Source organism: Wenyingzhuangia aestuarii (assembly GCF_011927765.1).
GTDB classification, from domain to species: domain Bacteria; phylum Bacteroidota; class Bacteroidia; order Flavobacteriales; family Flavobacteriaceae; genus Wenyingzhuangia; species Wenyingzhuangia aestuarii.
In genome coordinates this window covers 1-18,622 of record NZ_JAATJG010000015.1, presented here as the reverse complement: position 1 = coordinate 18,622, position 18,622 = coordinate 1, and the positions used below count along the sequence as shown (strand labels likewise).

At 32.2% G+C, this 18,622-nt stretch carries 15 protein-coding genes; 10 read left to right on the top strand and 5 right to left on the bottom strand.

The window, feature by feature from the left end:
- The first annotated feature begins 48 nt into the window (after positions 1 to 48).
- Positions 49 to 573 carry a thioredoxin family protein gene (locus tag GGR97_RS12940; RefSeq protein WP_167898949.1) on the top strand — a complete coding sequence of 175 codons (525 nt, stop codon included), beginning with the start codon at positions 49 to 51 and terminating at the stop codon, positions 571 to 573.
- On the opposite strand, the gene GGR97_RS12935 is transcribed toward GGR97_RS12940, so the two are convergent.
- The 4 genes from GGR97_RS12935 to surE are packed head-to-tail and all read right to left on the bottom strand — an operon-like array spanning position 570 to position 4,752.
- Positions 570 to 2,558 (bottom strand): ComEC/Rec2 family competence protein, encoded by a 1,989-nt coding sequence (locus tag GGR97_RS12935; RefSeq protein WP_167898948.1) that lies wholly within the window; start codon positions 2,556 to 2,558, stop codon positions 570 to 572. The genes GGR97_RS12940 and GGR97_RS12935 overlap by 4 nt on opposite strands.
- 24 nt (positions 2,559 to 2,582) lie before the next feature.
- The gene (lpxB, locus tag GGR97_RS12930) at positions 2,583 to 3,689 is read right to left on the bottom strand and encodes a lipid-A-disaccharide synthase (protein ID WP_167898947.1); all 1,107 of its coding nucleotides are present in this window, start codon (positions 3,687 to 3,689) and stop codon (positions 2,583 to 2,585) included.
- The gene (locus tag GGR97_RS12925; protein WP_167898946.1) at positions 3,690 to 3,980 is read right to left on the bottom strand and encodes a hypothetical protein; all 291 of its coding nucleotides are present in this window, start codon (positions 3,978 to 3,980) and stop codon (positions 3,690 to 3,692) included.
- Complete coding sequence (surE, locus tag GGR97_RS12920) at positions 3,973 to 4,752, bottom strand: 5'/3'-nucleotidase SurE (protein ID WP_167898945.1); 780 nt, start codon at positions 4,750 to 4,752, stop codon at positions 3,973 to 3,975. The genes GGR97_RS12925 and surE overlap by 8 nt, the downstream gene beginning before the upstream one ends.
- Positions 4,753 to 4,908: 156 nt before the next feature.
- Between surE and GGR97_RS12915 the strand changes: the two genes are divergently transcribed.
- From GGR97_RS12915 to GGR97_RS12900, 4 genes are all read left to right on the top strand, one after another.
- Positions 4,909 to 7,011 carry a carboxy terminal-processing peptidase gene (locus tag GGR97_RS12915; protein ID WP_167898944.1) on the top strand — a complete coding sequence of 701 codons (2,103 nt, stop codon included), beginning with the start codon at positions 4,909 to 4,911 and terminating at the stop codon, positions 7,009 to 7,011.
- 28 nt (positions 7,012 to 7,039) lie between these two features.
- Entirely contained in the window at positions 7,040 to 8,068 is a 1,029-nt protein-coding gene (locus GGR97_RS12910) for an ABC transporter permease (protein WP_245229506.1), read from the top strand.
- A gap of 96 nt (positions 8,069 to 8,164) precedes the next feature.
- Positions 8,165 to 11,095, top strand: a complete 2,931-nt coding sequence (locus tag GGR97_RS12905) for a glycoside hydrolase family 2 protein (protein WP_167898942.1) — start codon at positions 8,165 to 8,167, stop codon at positions 11,093 to 11,095.
- Between the two features lie 296 nt (positions 11,096 to 11,391).
- The gene (locus GGR97_RS12900) at positions 11,392 to 12,723 is read left to right on the top strand and encodes a PhoH family protein (RefSeq protein WP_167898941.1); all 1,332 of its coding nucleotides are present in this window, start codon (positions 11,392 to 11,394) and stop codon (positions 12,721 to 12,723) included.
- 60 nt (positions 12,724 to 12,783) lie between these two features.
- Here the strand turns inward: GGR97_RS12900 and GGR97_RS12895 are convergent, their stop codons facing one another.
- Positions 12,784 to 13,035 (bottom strand): type B 50S ribosomal protein L31, encoded by a 252-nt coding sequence (locus tag GGR97_RS12895; protein WP_167189520.1) that lies wholly within the window; start codon positions 13,033 to 13,035, stop codon positions 12,784 to 12,786.
- Between the two features lie 118 nt (positions 13,036 to 13,153).
- Here GGR97_RS12895 and GGR97_RS12890 point away from each other — a divergent pair, with 118 nt between their 5' ends.
- Genes GGR97_RS12890 through GGR97_RS12870 form a run of 5 tightly spaced genes read left to right on the top strand, consistent with a single transcriptional unit; the run spans position 13,154 to position 18,341 of the window.
- Positions 13,154 to 14,179, top strand: coding sequence for a glutaminyl-peptide cyclotransferase (locus GGR97_RS12890; RefSeq protein ID WP_167898940.1), 1,026 nt, complete (start codon positions 13,154 to 13,156; stop codon positions 14,177 to 14,179).
- Positions 14,180 to 14,183: 4 nt separating this feature from the next.
- Positions 14,184 to 15,629 carry a right-handed parallel beta-helix repeat-containing protein gene (locus GGR97_RS12885; RefSeq protein WP_167898939.1) on the top strand — a complete coding sequence of 482 codons (1,446 nt, stop codon included), beginning with the start codon at positions 14,184 to 14,186 and terminating at the stop codon, positions 15,627 to 15,629.
- A complete protein-coding gene (locus GGR97_RS12880; RefSeq protein ID WP_167898938.1) occupies positions 15,622 to 16,305 on the top strand; it encodes an SDR family NAD(P)-dependent oxidoreductase in 684 nt (227 codons plus the stop codon). Before GGR97_RS12885 ends, GGR97_RS12880 begins: the two co-directional genes overlap by 8 nt.
- 5 nt (positions 16,306 to 16,310) lie before the next feature.
- Positions 16,311 to 16,901, top strand: a complete 591-nt coding sequence (locus GGR97_RS12875) for a SprT-like domain-containing protein (protein ID WP_167898937.1) — start codon at positions 16,311 to 16,313, stop codon at positions 16,899 to 16,901.
- A gap of 18 nt (positions 16,902 to 16,919) precedes the next feature.
- On the top strand, positions 16,920 to 18,341 hold the full coding sequence (locus GGR97_RS12870) for a DUF389 domain-containing protein (RefSeq protein ID WP_167898936.1): 1,422 nt from the start codon (positions 16,920 to 16,922) through the stop codon (positions 18,339 to 18,341).
- The last annotated feature ends 281 nt before the right edge of the window (positions 18,342 to 18,622 follow it).

Here is an 18,622-nt window from a genome sequence, read left to right as displayed (position 1 = left end):
GTAAGCATTAATTCTATTAACAGACCTATTCTTAAAATAAACATCATAATGAAACATATCTTATTCACACTATTTGTACTTCCTACAATTTTATGGGCATCCAATCCAGAACCTAAAGAAATTAAATGGCTTAGTTTTGAGGAAGCCATTGCTTTGAACAAAAAAAATCCAAAACCTATTATTGTAGATGTGTACACAGTTTGGTGTCACTGGTGTAAAGTAATGGATAAAGAAACCTATACAGATAGTACCATTACAGAGTACATCAACCAAAATTACTATGCTGTTAAATTTGATGCTGAACAAAAAGAACCTTTAACTTTTAACGGACAAACCTTTAAGTACATTCCTAACGGAAGAAGAGGTCATCACGAATTTGCTAGTGCTATTTTAAAAGGTCAACTAAGTTATCCTTCTACCGTATTTTTTAACAAAGAAGCAAAGGTAGTTTATGTAGCTCCGGGATATTTAAAAAAACCAATGATGGAAAAACTTGTTAATTTTATGCATCAAGAAGTGTATTTAAACAAAGATTGGGAAACATTTGAAAAAGATTTTAAAAGCAAACTTTAATTTACAACATAAGCTCCTTGTAAATTTACATCATAACAAAGCACTTGTAGTTTTCTACAGGTGCTTTTCCATTTTTGAACATGATTTGTATAGTTTCCAGCTCCAATAATCACCAAATTAGGTGATAATTCTTTTACCAAACGAGCTATATTAATCTTAGGATTGTTCATTAAAATTAAATTCATTCCCTTTTTGTTAATGCTATAATACGCATAAGATTCATCAACAATTAAATAAGAAGCTTTTTTAAATTCTATAATTTTTGAAGCAACTTTTTTCTGCTTTTTAATGTTGTTATACAGTACATTCTGATGAATTGTAGGTAGATAAATAGTATCTGAAAACACAAATAATTGTTCCTTATTTTTTAAGGTAATCGTATTATTTCGGTAATCATTGTAAATGACCAACTCTTCTTTTTGATGAATTTTATATTGATGGTAGAAGTGATAGAACTGAAAAGAAAGGATACCCATCAATAAAAGTCCAACATTCTTATAGGTCTGTTTCTGAAATAGTTTCCATATTAAAAACAACAAAATATAATATGCATATACGTGTATGCTTGTAATAGAAATATCTTTTAGAATTAAAAACTCTAAGGAAGAAAAATAATCAATTACCTGAATGTATAGTTTTACAAAAACATCAAAATAGGCTTCTATAAACGTAAACTGTTCTAGCAACAAGATTTTCATCAACACTAAAAAACCACCATACAAAACCAAAGGCAAGAGTGATACTGCTATAAAATTAGCCATTAAAAATTGTAACGGAAGTTGATGAAAATAATACAAGGTAATGGGCAATACTCCTAGCTGAGCAACCACAGAAACAATCACAACATCTACAAAGTACTTTACAATTTTATTTTTTAAGCGGATGTTCTGAGTTAGTAAAGGATAAAAAACCACGATGCTAATAACTGCCGTGTAACTTAGCTGAAAACCTACATCAAACAAATAATTGGGTTTTAACACCAACAATAATAACATAGAACTCACAATAGGTTCTAACAACAAGCCTCTTTTTCTTTTTAACTTGGCTAGAATAATAAAACTAAACATGGTAACAGATCTTACCACAGAACTAGACAATCCCGAAAAAACAGCAAAACCCCACAAACAAATAACAACAGTAAAAACATGTATATAATTTCCATAACGAAAACTTTTGACAAAGCCAAACGTATAAAATAACAAGAAGTACAATACCCCAACATGCATTCCAGAAATAGCGATTAAATGTACCACTCCTGCATTGGCAAAAGATTGCTGCATTTCTTTAGACAAATGCTCTTTATCTCCTAACAACATGGCCATCAATAGCTCTTTACTTTCTTTAGATAGAACAGAAGCTTGTAATTTAGCAACCACTCCACTTCTATAGTTCTGAAGCTTTAATAACCAACTAGTACTGCTTCCTGTTTTTATAAAATTTTTAAGCCTTATTTTTCCATACACCTTTTTTAAGGCTAAATAATTTCGATAATCAAAATCATAAGGTGAACTAGGCAAATTAATCGGCCTAATCTTCGTTTTACAAACAAACTCATCTCCTATATACAGTCTATTTAAGGACACAGAATCTTTAGAAACTTCTACCAAAATAGTTCCTGAGGAAGCTTTAGAATTAACTCCATCTACCCTAGCATAATATCTAAATAATTTCTCAGAAGATTTTAATTGCTTGACTATTGTAAGTTGTAAAGTAGCTGGTTTTGAGTCTGAATAAGAATAATGTGACTCCTTCTTTAAATCGTTATTAAGATCCTTAGAATACCAAACAGAAAGCAATCCTAGCAGGATCAAAGCGCTTAAAACAAAATAATTTTTAAATGCATTGTTTAGTAGTATCAATAATATTGACAACACTAAAAGTGACAAACCTAATACAAATACAACGGTAGAACTGTTTGGAAATAGGATTCCCAAAAGCACACCTATAAGTACCTGAAAAGGCACATAGGAATATAATAATTTCATAGCATCTTAAAGCTAAGAAATTATTTAAGCATTTAAAATACACTCTGCTAATTTTTTAGAAGCACCTACTCCTCCTAGTTTTTTCTGTAATTCTTCATAATCAGACAACATAATTTCTCTTCCTTCTCCAGATAAAATAGAGTTTAACTCACTTATTAAGGTTTCTTTGGTAAACGTATGTTGTAACAATTCGGTAACTACTTCTCTTTGCATGACTAAGTTTACCAGCGAGAAAAATTCAATTTTCACCAAAAGATTTCCAATAAAGTATGTTAATCCACTTGTTTTGTAACAAACTACCTGAGGTACTTTAAACAAAGCGGTTTCTAAAGTGGCTGTTCCAGAGGTTACCAAAGCAGCTGTAGAAATAGATAACAAATCATACGTTTTATTTCCTATAAACTTTACATCAGAATTGCCTATAAAAGGGGTATAAAAAGATTCCTCTTTACTTGGAGCCCCTGCAATAACAAATTGATACTCTTTAAAAACATCAACCACTGTAAGCATAACACTTAAAATTTTAGTAATTTCTTGTGTTCTACTTCCCGGTAATAAAGCAATAATGGGTTTGGTTCCTAAATGGTGTTCTTTTCTAAATTCAGTTTCATCAATAGGAGCTTTTTGAGCTATTTCATCAAACAAAGGGTTTCCTACATAATTAACTTCATAGTTGTGTTTGTTCTTAAAATAATCTACCTCAAAAGGAAAAATCACATGCATGTGATCTACATTCTTTTTAATTTTATGAATCCTATTTTCTTTCCAAGCCCAAATTTTAGGAGAAATATAGTAATGAACTTTAATATTGTTTTGTTTTGCAAATTCAGCTATTCTTAAATTAAAACCAGGATAATCAATTAAAATAACCATGTCTGGCTGAAATCCTAACATGTCTTTTTTACAAAAAGAGATGTTTTTAAAAATGCTTCTAATATTCTTTAACACCTCTAAAAGCCCCATAAAAGCAAGTTCCTTATAATGTTTTACCAAGGTACCTCCTACTTGTTGCATTAAGTCTCCTCCAAAAAAACGAAACTCAGCATTTGGATCTTTTTCCAACAAGGCTTTCATCAAGTTTGCACCGTGTAAATCTCCAGAAGCTTCTCCGGCTATTAAATAATATTTCATTTAAATTAGGTTATAGATTATAAAAAAAACTGCAATCAGAATTACAGACATTAACACCCCTCTTGCCTTATACAATTGATTTTTTTTGATAAAAAACTGAAAAAGTAATCCGTTGGGCAAAGCTCCTAAGGTAATTACTTTGGTTAATAAGTTTTCTCTTACTAAAACAGCAAACGTTTCGGAAATTGAATGAATGGGCAAAACAATGACTATGTATATGACCGTTCCTAAAAAACAGACAATAAGCCCTAGTAAAGCTCCTAACAAAACATCTTTCTGAATGTTATTCATTTAAATTCCAAGTATTTAATTTCTGAATCATGTGATGAGCCGTTAAATCAAACTGAATAGGTACCAAAGAAATATAGTTTTGAGCCAACCAATATTCATCCGTATCTTCTCCTTTGTCTAGATTTTCAAAAACCCCTGTTAACCAGTAATATTCTTTTCCTGTGGGCTTTACTCTTTTGTCAAACTTTTCTTTCCAATTGGCTCTTGCTTGTCTACAAACTTTAAAGCCTTTGTATTTTTCTTCGGATACTTTTGGAAAGTTTACGTTTAAAACCACTCCATCGGGCAATCCATTTTCTAAAACTTCTTTCGCTATTTTATAAACATAGGGTTGTGTTTGACTAAAATCGGCCGTGGTAGAATAATCGCACAAAGAAAATCCTATAGATGGAATCCCTTCAATACCCGCTTCAATAGCTGCACTCATCGTTCCTGAATAAATAACACTAATAGAAGAATTACTTCCGTGATTAATTCCCGACACACACAAATCTGGTTTTTCATCCAACACTTCGTTAATTGCTAATTTTACACAATCAGCAGGAGTTCCTGTACAAGAAATTTCTTGAATCGCATCTCCATCTACCTTTTGAGGTTTTAATTCTAAAATAGCATCAATCGTAATCGCATGCCCCTTACCACTTTGTGGTTTGTCCGGAGCTACCACATACACATCACCAAGCTTGCACATTTCTGCAATTAAAATTCGTATTCCTTTAGCTGTAATACCATCATCATTGGTTACTAAAATTTTTGGCTTGTTTTTTGTCATGTCTAGAATATTGAATAACAAATTTAGCATATTAAATTTAGCTAACAGTAAGGATAAACCCTCTTTAACGATTATTTAAATCAACTCGTTAATTGTTTTTAATCCTAGCAAAAAAAACTAAATTAGTAGCTCTTATTACCGAATACACATAATTTCATGAAAAAATATATTAAGCATCTATACATCCTTACTTTAATTGTAGGAGTATCAGTATTTTATAGTTTTAAAGAACATCAATCTGACAAAAATCCTGAAAAAGATCAGGTATTAATGGAGGCTTTGCGTTTTATCTTAGAAAAGGGACATTACGAGCCTAAATTGATTGACGACACTTTTTCTGAAGGTATTTTTAAGAATTTTATTGAAAATCTAGATCCATACAAACGTTACTTTTTAGCAAGTGATGTGGCTCAGTTTAAAAAATACTATCACGATATTGACAATCAAATCATCAGAAGAAAGTTTGATTTTTACAATGAGGTTATCGAAACCTTTGCCATAAGATTAAAAGAATCAGAAGGATTGTATGAAGACATCTTAAAAAACAAGTTTGACTATTCTGTAAAAGAATCTATCAACCTAGATGCAGAAACGGCTGAATTTCCAATAAACAAAGAGGAACAAAGAAATATTTGGAGAAAGCATTTAAAATTTTCTACCGTAAACAAACTAAATGATTACTTAAAAGAGGAAGAAGATAAAGCGAAAGAGGATAAAAACTACAAAGCGCAATATTTTGACGTTTTAGAGAAAAAAGCTAGAGAAAAAACCTTAGATAATATTAAGGATTTATTTTACTACGAACACCAAACACCAGAAAGTGATCGTTTTGCTATTTTCTTAAACTGTATTACGGCTCAGTTTGATCCTCATACAAGTTATTTTGCTCCGGACATGAAAAAGAGATTTGACTCTAGCATGGCGGGTTCTATTGAAGGAATTGGTGCTAGATTATCTGACGAAAGAGGTTATACAAAAATTGTAGAATTAATTCCTGGAGGTCCTGCTTACAAACAAGGAGATTTAGAAGTTGGAGATTATATTGTAAAAGTAGCACAAGGAACTAAAGGTGAACCTACAGATATTGTAGGGATGCGTTTAACAGATGCTATTGAATTGATCAAAGGTAAAAAAGGAACTACGGTTGTTTTAACAGTAAAAAAAGTAGACAATACCTATAAGAAAATTGCCATTGTTAGAGACATTGTTGAATTTGAAGACACTTTTGTAAAATCTTCTATTGCCATTAAAGACGGTAAAAAATACGGAATTATTCACCTACCTAAATTCTATATTGATTTTAGCAAACAAGAACAACGCAACTCTGCTATTGATATGCGTATAGAAATTGAAGAGCTTAAAAAAGATGGGATTGAAGGTTTGGCTATTGATTTAAGAAATAACGGTGGGGGTTCTTTAAGCACCGCTATTGATATTGCTGGATTGTTTATAGAAAAAGGTCCCGTGGTTCAAGTAAAATACAAAAACAACAAACCAGACATTAGAAACGATGAGGATAGTAAGATTGTATGGAACGGTCCTTTGGTAATTATGGTAAACGAATTATCTGCATCTGCCTCAGAAATTTTAGCGGCTGCTATGCAAGATTACAAAAGAGCCATTATTATTGGTAGTAAACAAACCTACGGAAAAGGAACGGTACAAAATGTAATTCCTATCAACCAATACTTAAATTACAGTGAAGACTTAGGAGCTTTAAAATTAACCATTCAAAAATTCTATAGAATTAACGGAGGTTCTACACAATTAAAAGGAGTAAGTTCTGATATTGTAATGCCAGATAGATATAGTTATTTAGACATTGCAGAAAGTAAATTAGAAGCTCCCTTAAACTGGGATCAAATTGCAAAAGCAACATATAGTAATAATAATTATTACTCCAATTTTTCTCAAGTGGTTTCTCAAGTTCAAAATAGCATTAGTACAAACAAACAATTCAATAAAATTGATGAGTATGCTAAATGGCTAAAAAGAAATCAAGATCATTTAACCTATTCGCTAAATTTAAAAACGTTTCAATCTGATCAAGAAAAACTAAATATAGAAGCGGAGAAATACAAAGATATTTTAAAATACAACTCCCCATACAAATTCGTATCGCCAGGATATGAAAGTAAATTAGTACAAGTAGATACTATTTTAAAAGACAAAAGATCAGTTTGGCATAAAAATTTACACGAAGATATTTATGTAAATGAAGCCTTAGAAGCACTTAGTCAATTAAAAGTTGCTCAATAACTTAGAAATGAAGTTTCTAAAAAACCTTTTGAATTCTAAACATATACTAGCCAACCTTTGTGTTGGCTTTATATGTTTTGGTAGTTTTATAGCCTTGTTTGCCTATTTTATAGCTCCTGACAATACAGCCAATGCAAACACAATGCATGTAACCATTCAGGCAAAACCACCAGGATTTACAACCTATATGTTGCAAGAAACTTCTATGACAGAGAAACAAAGTCTTTGGAATAAATTTCTAAATGGAAACAATTCTTACATCAAAGAAACTCCAATCAGTCAAGAATATCAAATCACTGAGACGAGCATCCATTACAAACCTCAACTACAAAATGATTTTTTAACCATTGCCAAAACCGATCAGGTAAAAGTAATCCAAAAAACATTTTGGTTAGGGACAGATAAATATGGTAGAGACTTATTAAGTAGATTAATTATAGGGGCTCGTATTTCCTTTTCCATTGGTGTAGTTGCCGTAACCATTTCTTTAATTATTGGTTTGCTACTAGGTGCAATTGCGGGTTATTATGGTGGATTTGTAGACAGTGTTATTATGTGGTTAATTAATATTACCTGGTCCATTCCTACCATTTTATTAGTAATTGCCATTACTGTTAGCTTAGGAAAAGGTTTGTGGCAAATATACGTGGCCGTTGGGTTAACCATGTGGGTAGAAGTTGCCAGAGTGGTTAGAGGGCAAACCAAAAGTGTTAAAAATCTTCAATACATAGAAGCTGCCAAAGTCTTAGGTTTGTCAGACTTACGCATCATCATCAAACACATCATTCCCAATATCATAGGGCCTGTTATTGTAATTTCAGCTTCTAATTTTGCTGCATCTATTTTAGTAGAAAGTGGATTGAGCTTTTTAGGTTTAGGGGCACAACCTCCTACTCCGTCTTGGGGAATTATTATTAAAAACCACTACAATTATATTGTAACAGGTAAGGCTTACTTAGCCATAATTCCTGGAACTCTTATTGTATTACTTGTCTTATCTTTTATGATTATAGGAAACCTTTTAAGAGACAAGTGGGATGTTAAAAACAACGATTAAATCCAAAAAACCAAATCCTATAGTTTATTAAACATACGTAGCTTTCCTTTTTATGTTTAAGCTCTAAATTAGTTGCTAGATATTTAAATCAGCAACATGAAACAATTTCTTTTGAGTCTTTTTCTGTTTCTTACAGGAATACAACTACAAGCACAAAATCTACCCGATGGTTTTCCAACTACGGATAGAACTAAAATTAATTTAAAAAACGAATGGAAATTCCAACTAGGAAATCCAAACGCAAAAAATTATACATCCAACTTAGATGATTCTAAATGGGAAACAGTAAGCATCCCTCATACACTTAAATTAACCTCCTTAACATTAGATGATTTAGAGGACGATAAAGTACAATTGGTCTTCCACAGACAAGTAGGTTGGTATCGCAAAAACTTAGCAATTCAAAATTCTAACAAAAAAATATTTTTAGAATTTGAAGGAGCTCATCAAGTTACCGATTTATGGGTAAACGGAACTCATGTAGGACAGCATGCTGTAGGAGGCTACACTCCTTTCCATTTTGATATTACAAACTATGTAAACAAAGGAACCGAGAACCAAATTACCTTATTGGTAGACAACCGAAGAAATGAAGTAATCCCTCCAGATCCAGGTCCTTTTGATTATGTAAAATTTAGTGGTTTGTATCGTGATGTGTATTTGGTAGAAACCAACAATGTTCACGTTACTTTCAACTGGGAAACCCTTCATTCAGGGGTGAACATTACCACTCCTACTATTGATGTTGTCAACAAAAATGCAACTATTGATATTAAAACTGCTGTAAAAAACGAAAGTGACAAAGAGGTAAACTGTACCATAAAAACCAGATTAATCAACAAAGAAGGATTGGTGGTACTTCGTTTAAACAGTGCTTCTAAAATTCTTAAGAATCAAGAATATCAATTCAACCAAATAGGAAGTATTGAAGACAATGTCCACTTTTGGGACATTGACAATCCTTATTTATACAGAGTCAATAGTGTTATTAGCATTGATGGTAAAGAAGTAGATTTTGTAGAAACAAAAATTGGATTAAGAAAATTTGAATTAGATCCTGTTAGAGGATTTATCCTAAACAACAAACCTATCAAATTAATTGGAGCAAACAGACACCAACAATTCCCTTATATTGGAGATGCCGTACCAAATGCTTTGCATTACAAAGATGTGTTACAGTTTAAAGAATATGGATTTAATATTTTACGTACAGCACACTACCCTCAAGACAATGCGTTAATAGAAGCTTGTGACGAATTAGGAATTTTAGTTTACGAAGAAGCTCCAACATGGATTTCCATTTCTCAGAACGATGCATGGTGGAACAACTTAGAAAAAACAGCTCGTACTATGGTAAGAAATCACAGAAACCACGCTTCTATTGTGATGTGGGGTGCTGGAGTAAACCATAGAGGTTATGTGCCAAGAGTACACAACACCATCAAACAAGAAGATCCTAATAGATTAACAGCTTCTCAAGGTGCACGCTGGACAGGTTGGCAAACTTCTGGCTTAACAGATATCAACGCAAATATGCTGTACGGTCCATTTATTTGGGATCGATCTGAACCTATTTTTGCTATGGAAGGTAGACATGGAGCTGAGGCTATTGGACCTTATAAAAGAGATCCCTTAATGCTAGGGTTAATTTCTTGGACCGCCCATGCTTACTACACATTTCATCCAACACATGCCAAGTCTAAAAGTAAAATAGACAGAACAAGAAGCGGAATGATGACTATTTTTAGACAACCAAGACCTGAACTAGATTGGTACAAAACCGAACTAAAAACAACTCCTTTTGTTAAAATTCTAGAAGATTGGAAACCAAATACAAAAGAAATTACTGTGTATAGCAATGCAAAAGAAGTTGAATTATTTTTAAACAACAAAAGCATTGCAAAACAGCAACCTAGCAAAGACACTATTTATAAGGGATTAGACCATGCTCCTTTTCACTTTAAGAACATTCAATACAAAAAAGGAAAACTGGTAGCCAAAGCTTATTTTAATAATGGAACTGTAAAAGAAACAGCTAAAATCACTCCCGAAAAGCCTTCTAAAATTCAGCTATTTTTTGATGACAAAGGAAGAAACTTTACAGCTGATGAAAACGATATCATAGTAGCTTATGCAACTGTTGTTGATAAAAATGGAACTGTAATTACCGATTTTAAAGACAAAATTAAATTTACAGTAAACAAAGATGCTTCTATTATTGGAGACAAAATAGCAATCAATGCCAATCCTATGTTTACAGAATACGGAGTTGCTCCTGTACTAGTTAAGGCTGGTAAAAAAACGGGAACTATTACGCTAAAAGCTACGGCCAAAGGTTTAAAATCGGCTAAAGTATCAACCGTCTTAATCCCTAAAGTGAAGAATGAAATTCTAAAAAATGCAAAACCTATTTACGACTTTACCAAGGAACGTGTAGATTTAGGAGCAGCAGACCAACTGACACAATTTGGATGGAATTTTTGGAATGGAGAAGATACTATTGAAAAAAACACCTATGCTTTTAAAGCTTTTAAAGGAGCTACAGCAGAAATTCAAAAAACAAGCGATCAAGGAATTGTTCGTTGGTTAGGAGAAATGAACGTGGTGGGTAAATATGGTTTTGCTTATGCTGATGGTATGATTGCCATAGACAAAAAAGGGGTGAATTTGGTTTTTAACAAACTACCTAAAGGAACTTACAAATTAAAAGTTTGGCACCATGCTCCTAGAACAAATTCTGATTTGATGGATCCTAACAAAGAAAAATTAAAATCTCAACGTATTTATAAGTTACCTTATGAGAAAAATATTACAGTAAGTTCTAAAAATGCCGCTCCCCAAACAGAAATAACGGCCAAAGTTACCGAAGGAAAAAATATGCAATATCAACCTGCTGGAATTTCTGAAATTATACTAACCTCAGACGGAGTAAATCCACTTACTATAAACTACAAAGGAATTGGTAATAAAGGGATTTGGATAAACGCTTTTGAATTAACCGAATGGAATACAATCCTAAGGCCCTAATTTTTTAAAACAAACTTTCTTTTATCAAGCAGCTACCTAAAACACTTGGGTAGCTGCTTTTTTATGTATCAATACTTTTACATTTTATAAACCCTCTCTAAAATTAATTTAAGGGAGTTATCCACAATTAGGAACAATAGTACAAACAACTTGTGATTCTCATTACCAACCACTTAACAAAACACTCCTATAAAAACAAAGAACATATCAACCATTTAAAGTACAAAAGAGCCGTTTACGTACATTGTTTTGCATGAAAAAGATTGCTACATTTAAGTAAACTTAATTGCTTCCATATGGCTCAAAATCAACCAAAAAAAATTTTTGTACTGGATACTTCGGTATTACTTTTTGATCACAACTCCATCAAAAATTTTCAAGACAACAGTGTGGTAATTCCTATTACCGTTTTAGAAGAGCTCGATAATTTTAAGATTGGTAACGATACTAAAAACTTTGAAGCTCGATCAGTCATTCGTTTTTTAGATAAAATTTCTGAAAACAAAAACCTTAACGAATGGATTAGTCTAGGAAAAGGAAAAGGAGATTTGTTTATTTCTATGCACAACAATGCAGCAGGAACCAACGCAAAAGATGCTTATGGCTCTAAGAAAAACGATCATCTAATTATAGATACAGCTTTGTTAATTAAAGAGTCTTATCCCAATTCTAAAGTAACCTTGGTCACCAAAGACATCAACTTAAGAATTAAGGCAAAAGCATTAGAATTAAGCGCAGAAGATTATTTAACAGGTAAGGTTGATGATATTAAAAAAGTGTCTAAAGGGTCTATTAATTTAGATGATTTAGAGTCGAATGTCATTAAAGAATTATATCAAAACAATGCCATTCCAGAAAACGGAATTTTAGGAGATCAGAAAATGGCAAATGGTTATTATATCATCAATAACAACCAAGATTCTGTGTTGGCAAGGTACAATCCAGAAAACGATCAAATAGAACGTGTAGAAAAAAGTTACGCTTACGGAATCAAACCTAAAAATGCAGAACAAACCTTTGCTATTGATGCTTTGTTAAACGAAAACATCAAATTAGTAGCTTTACAAGGAGTGGCTGGTACAGGTAAAACATTATTAGCCTTGGCAACTGCGTTGGAACAAAAATCTATCTACAATCAGATTATTTTAGCAAGACCTATTATTCCATTAAGCAACAGAGATATTGGATTTTTACCAGGAGGTGCCGAAGAAAAAATATCTCCTTACATGCAACCTTTGTTTGACAACTTAAAATTTATCAAATCGCAATACAAAGCAGATTCTAGAAAAAGAAAAGCTTTGGACGAAATGGAAGAAAACGAAGATTTGGTCTTAACAGCCCTAGCCTTTATTAGAGGTAGAAGTTTGGCCAATGTAATTATGATTATAGACGAATCTCAAAACCTAACACCGCACGAAGTAAAAACCATTATTACCAGAGCGGGTGAAGGAACCAAAATTATATTTACTGGAGATATCAATCAAATTGACACTCCTTATATGGATGAACATAGTAACGGTTTAACTTATTTAATAGACAAGTTAAAAGGACACCGATTATTTGCCCACATTAAACTAGAAAAAGGAGAACGTTCTGAGTTAGCCAACTTAGCCAACGATTTGTTATAACAAAGAAAAAGCTGTTGAGTTTCCTCAACAGCTTTTTTATGATATACTAAGAAGTTAAAATTACTTCTTAAACTTAGCGTATTTAGTCTTGAACTTATCAATACGTCCTGCAGTATCAACCAATTTAGATTTACCTGTGTAGAACGGGTGAGATGTTCTAGAGATTTCCATTTTTACAACTGGATATTCAACACCATCAACCTCTAAAGTTTCTTTTGTGTTAGCTGTAGAACGAGTTAAAAATACATCACCATTAGACATATCTTTAAAAGCTACCATTCTATAATTTTCTGGATGTATTCCTTTTTTCATAATTATATGTATGTTTTAACTGTGTTTATTTTTGAGACTGCAAATTTAAGTATATTTTTGAATAATCAAAATATTAAAAAGAAATAATTCATCTAAATAACCATTTTTTTTCAAAACCATGCAAATTTACAGAATTTTAGTCGCTTTTACCCTAATCATCGGGCTTTACTCTTGTCAAAATAATCCAGAATTTGAGTTAAAATCTCCAGAAAAAATTCAAATCAACAAAAAACTAAACCTTAGTATTTCTAGCAAAGATAAAAACTTAAAGGTCACTTATTTTTTAGACGATAAAGAAATTGGAAATACTCAAAATATTTCTTTAGACATTAGCAATGCTAAATTAGGAAAACACGTAGTAAAAGTTGTGGTTGGAGAATTTGATGATACCACTAGTAAAGAAACAACCATTACCTTTTTAAATACTCAAAAACCTAAAGTATACAAGTACAAAGTAATAAACAGCTTTCCGCACGATAGAGAATCTTTTACCCAAGGTTTAGAATTTTACAAAAACGAATTGTACGAAGGAACTGGACAAAGAGGAAAATCTGTTTTAAGAAAAGTAGATTTAAAAACAGGAAACGTTTTATTAGAACAAGCATTGGCTAGTAAATATTTTGGAGAAGGAATTACTATTTTTAACAATAAAGTTTATCAATTAACTTGGCAGAGCAAAATAGGATTTATTTACGATGTAAATACATTTAAAACCTTAAGCACCTTTCCTTTTAAACAAAGTAATGAGGGTTGGGGATTAACACACAACGACACGCATTTAATTAAATCTGACGGAACGGAGAGAATTTGGTTCTTAAATCCTGAAACAGGTGCCGAAGAATCTTACATAGAAGCTTACACCAACAACAGACGAGTTGAAAACTTAAATGAATTGGAGTATATTGACGGTAAAATTTATGCCAATGTATGGACCAAAAATGCCATTGCCATCATCAACCCTAAAAATGGTGCGGTAGAAGCTATTGTAAACATGAAAGGTTTAGCCAATCAATTAGATAACAAAACAGTTGTTAACTCTAGTGATAAAGTATTAAACGGAATTGCTTACAACTCAATCACCAAAAAACTATATGTGACAGGTAAAAATTGGGATAAAATTTTTGAAATAGAAATTGTAAAATAAGTGTATGAAATTGTTAAAAATCTTTTTTAAAATAGGATTTGTACTATTGTTAATGAGTCAATTGTCTTGCAGAAAAGATTTTGACACTCAAATAAGTAACGGAAACTTAAGCTTTTCTGTAGATACCTTATTCTTAGACACCGTTTTTAACAATTTAAGCACCACTACCCACCGACTTACCGTTTACAACAAGAGTAAAAACGACATTACCATTCCTAAAATTAAACTAGCCAAAAACGATTCTAAATACAGAATAAACGTTGATGGAATTACTGGAACTGAGTTTGAGGATGTTTTGCTACTTAAAAAAGATAGTATTTTTGTTTTTGTAGAAGTAACCGCTGATGTATCGGACACTAATAGCGAAATGCTTTACGAAGATCAAATTTTATTTGATCCCAACGGAAACCAACAAGATGTAGATTTGGTGACTTTGGTACAAGATGCTGAATTACTATTCCCTACTACAGGTACAGATTTTGAATTGTCCCAAACAGTTTTTACCAACACCAAACCTTACGTTATTTATGGAAATGCTATTGTTCCAGAAAACGGAAGCCTAACCATAGATGCTGGTAGTGTTATTCATTTTAGCAACAATGCTTCTTTAACAATTTCTTCGGGGGCTACTTTAAATATTAATGGAACATTAACTGATTCTATTGTGTTTAAAGGCGATAAACTTAGCTATCAATACGATGATATTCCCGGACAATGGAACGGAATCAAACTAAAAGAAAACACAACAGTTGCCATCAATTTCTTAAAAATTCTAAACCCATCCACAGGAATAGAAATTATAGACAATACAAACACAGCGACTATTAACAATACCGAAATTTACTATGCTGCTGATTATGGAATCTATACTCAGAACGCAAACATAACAGCTAATAATTTAGTGATTGGACAAGCCGGAAAATCAGACTTATTTTTACAAGGAGGAAACTACACCTTTAACCATTGCACCTTTGCCAATTATTGGAGCAAAGGATTGCGTTTTAAAGAAAACCTCTATTTAGCAAATTACTATGTAGAAGAGGATACAAAAATCAATCTTCCTTTGCAAAGTGCCAATTTTACCAATTGCATAGTAGTTGGAACTAAAACATCTGAAATAGATTTAGATAAAAATGAAGAAGAACCTATTTTTAATTTTCAATTTAAAAACTGCCTCATCAATCTAGAAAAAGGAGAGGATTTATTAGATACTGATAATTCCACTTTTTATACGGATGTCTTATTTAACAAAAAAACAGATTTTAAAAATACGGGGGGTAACGATTTAAGGATTGGTTTAGAAAACGAAGGAATCAACCAAGCAGATCCAACTACAGCCAACAGCGTTCCTTTAGATATTTTAGGAACCGATAGAACTACCGCACCAGATATAGGTGCATATCAACATATAGATTTTACAACTTTAGAACCTACAGAGGAAGATGAATAAAACCGTTTTAATTACAGGAACTAGCCGAGGAATAGGATTTGAATTGGCTCAACTATTTGCCAATAATAATTATTCTGTATTGGCCATTTCTAGAAACACCAATACACTAGAAGCAATCAACCATCCAAATATTAAAACTTTTGGAGTAGATCTAAGTCAAGAAAACGAAATTGATAGCTTAGTAAATTATATAGCTAAAAACAATATTCAAATAGAGGGACTGGTTCACAATGCAGGGAAATTGGTCAACAAACCTTTTGCTGAAATTTCTCAAGAAGATTTTAAAGAAGTATATCAAGTAAATGTGTTTTCCGTGGCTTTGTTAACTCAAAAAATAATTCCATTTATGCCACAAAATAGTCATGTAGTTACCATTAGTAGTATGGGGGGAATTCAAGGAAGTTTAAAATTTCCTGGTTTGGCAGCCTATAGCTCATCTAAAGGAGCTGTAATTACACTGTCTGAATTATTAGCTGAGGAATACAAAGAACAAAAAATAGCCTTCAATGTATTGGCTTTGGGTGCCGTACAAACAGAAATGTTACAAGAGGCTTTCCCAGGATACGAAGCTCCTATAAAACCTTCAGAAATGGCTAAATACATTTTTGATTTTACCACCACAGGAAATAAATTTTACAACGGAAAAGTTTTAGAAGTTTCTAGCACAACTCCTTAATGTTTATGATTGAACAACTAACTCCTTACATTCCTACTGCTGCTAAAGAACCTCTAAACTACCTATTACAAAAACATGCTTTTAAGTTAAAAATTGTGAACGGTAGAAAAACAAAAAGAGGTGATTTTAGGGCGACCCTACCACTAGCAACAATTACCATAAATAACGATTTAACAAAAGAGCAATTTCTAATCACCTTGGTGCACGAAATTGCTCATTTACATACACACATTCACCACCCTAAAGTAAAACCTCACGGAACGGAATGGAAACAGTGTTTTAAACAACTAATGCTTCCCTTTTTAACACCTACTATTTTTGACGAAGAACTGTTAAAGCCTTTAGCCAAACATTTAATCAACCCAAAAGCAACTACAGATTCTGACATGAAATTGTCTGTAATTTTACAAGGAAAAAAGAATACGAACCCTACCCATAATTATTTTATATTTGATTTAAAACCAGGGACTTTATTTCTCTTAAACAAGAGAACTTTTAAACTTTTAAACAAACGAAGAACGAGATATGAATGTTTAGAAGTGCAAACAAAAAGACGATATCTAATAAAAGGAAATGCACCCGTAGAAATTGTTTAACAACAATGCTCAAAGATTATGACAGCTCAGAACGAAAACGATCAAGAATTAGAAAATAAAAAAAAGGTAGTTCAAGAAGAGTTTAAAGGCTTTTTTACCGCTTTTAAAACCTTTTTAAGCGATCTTCTAAACATTAGAGAAGACACAGACAAAGAACTAACCATTACCAAAATAAAAGCAGGAATTGCCGTAAAAAGCCACAACGCTTGGGTATTAATATTCTCCATATTTATTGCCTCTATTGGTTTAAATGTAAGTTCTACTGCCGTAGTTATTGGAGCCATGCTAGTATCTCCCCTAATGGGACCTATTTTAGGTTTAGGACTTTCTATTGGTATTAACGATATTGATACACTAAGAAGGTCTCTAATTAACCTTGGAGTAATGGTGGGACTAAGTATTACCACATCTTTTTTATTCTTTAGCATTCCTTTGTTTCAGGATGCAACTCCCGAAATTATTGCCAGAACCGCTCCCGATGTTAGAGATGTATTAATTGCGCTTGCTGGAGGATTGGCTTTAATTATTGCCTTAAGTAGACGTACAGAAATGACCAACACCATTGCCGGTATTGCCATTGCAACGGCATTAATGCCTCCTCTATGTACAGCAGGTTACGGATTGGCTACCTGGAACTTTAAATACTTTGGAGGAGCCATGTTTTTATTCTTAATCAACGCTATATTTATTGCTTTGGCAACTTTTGCTGTGGTTAAATTTTTACGTTTTCCAGTAGTAAAATATATCAATCAAGCAAAAAGAAAAAGAATTGCTCAGTTGGTTGGTTTTATTGCTACTATCATTATCAGTTTTAGTATTTACCAATTCTATTTACTGTTTCAAGAAAATCAATACAAATTAAATGCAGAACATTTTATTTCTGAACTGCAAGAAAAAACAGGTGCAGGTATTATTAGCACCACTGTTAATTATGATCAAAAATCGATCAAAATTGTAGTACTAGGAACTAATATTGATGAAGTTCAAAAGAAAATTTGGTCTAATAAAATGGATGAATTTAGCATTCCAAACTCATCTTTAATTATTCAACAAGACGATAAGACTTCTTTACTACAAGATGAAATCAACACTATCAAAAATTCTTACGTAAAAAATCAGAATTTAATTGCGAGTAAAGATGAAATCATTCTACAGAAGGAAGCTTTAATTATAGAAAAAGAGCATCAGCTACAACAGCTCTACAAAAAACAAATTCCATTTGTACAGCTAAGTCAAGAAGCTCGAATTATTTACGCAGGCTTAGACAAATTAAGCTACGCTAGCAAACTAGAAACCAATTTTAGTAGTATTGATACCGTAGCAGTTTTTGAAGTGAAATGGAACGATTCTATAAAGAACACCAAACAACTAAACATCAAGTTTAAAAACTGGTTACAAACCCGATTAAACAATTCTAAAATAGAATTGCTAAACAAGTAAGTAAACCTAAATACAATACTATAAATAAAGCCTAACTATAAATATAGTTAGGCTTTATTTATATCTAGAAAGACTACTTTGGCTCAATCACAAAAGTTGTGTGTGAATTAGGATAGTTTTAATTTTGAGGTTTAAATTTATTCGTATTGGAACTTACTTTAGACCTTTTAAAACTTATACTTCCTCAATTCTTAATCGACAACTTCGATTTAGTAAAGCACACTAAAGCGAAAGAAACACTTCATCTATATTTTCAAGAGAAAATAACAGCACCTAAAGAG

Bases quoted from the DNA above. Each gene is read 5' to 3' on its own strand.
- GGR97_RS12940 (WP_167898949.1), top strand. From the start codon at position 49: ATGAAACATATCTTATTCACACTATTTGTACTTCCTACAATTTTATGG.
- GGR97_RS12935 (WP_167898948.1), bottom strand. From the start codon at position 2,558: ATGAAATTATTATATTCCTATGTGCCTTTTCAGGTACTTATAGGTGTG.
- lpxB (WP_167898947.1), bottom strand. From the start codon at position 3,689: ATGAAATATTATTTAATAGCCGGAGAAGCTTCTGGAGATTTACACGGT.
- GGR97_RS12925 (WP_167898946.1), bottom strand. From the start codon at position 3,980: ATGAATAACATTCAGAAAGATGTTTTGTTAGGAGCTTTACTAGGGCTT.
- surE (WP_167898945.1), bottom strand. From the start codon at position 4,752: ATGACAAAAAACAAGCCAAAAATTTTAGTAACCAATGATGATGGTATT.
- GGR97_RS12915 (WP_167898944.1), top strand. From the start codon at position 4,909: ATGAAAAAATATATTAAGCATCTATACATCCTTACTTTAATTGTAGGA.
- GGR97_RS12905 (WP_167898942.1), top strand. From the start codon at position 8,165: ATGAAACAATTTCTTTTGAGTCTTTTTCTGTTTCTTACAGGAATACAA.
- GGR97_RS12900 (WP_167898941.1), top strand. From the start codon at position 11,392: ATGGCTCAAAATCAACCAAAAAAAATTTTTGTACTGGATACTTCGGTA.
- GGR97_RS12895 (WP_167189520.1), bottom strand. From the start codon at position 13,035: ATGAAAAAAGGAATACATCCAGAAAATTATAGAATGGTAGCTTTTAAA.
- GGR97_RS12890 (WP_167898940.1), top strand. From the start codon at position 13,154: ATGCAAATTTACAGAATTTTAGTCGCTTTTACCCTAATCATCGGGCTT.
- GGR97_RS12885 (WP_167898939.1), top strand. From the start codon at position 14,184: ATGAAATTGTTAAAAATCTTTTTTAAAATAGGATTTGTACTATTGTTA.
- GGR97_RS12880 (WP_167898938.1), top strand. From the start codon at position 15,622: ATGAATAAAACCGTTTTAATTACAGGAACTAGCCGAGGAATAGGATTT.
- GGR97_RS12875 (WP_167898937.1), top strand. From the start codon at position 16,311: ATGATTGAACAACTAACTCCTTACATTCCTACTGCTGCTAAAGAACCT.
- GGR97_RS12870 (WP_167898936.1), top strand. From the start codon at position 16,920: ATGACAGCTCAGAACGAAAACGATCAAGAATTAGAAAATAAAAAAAAG.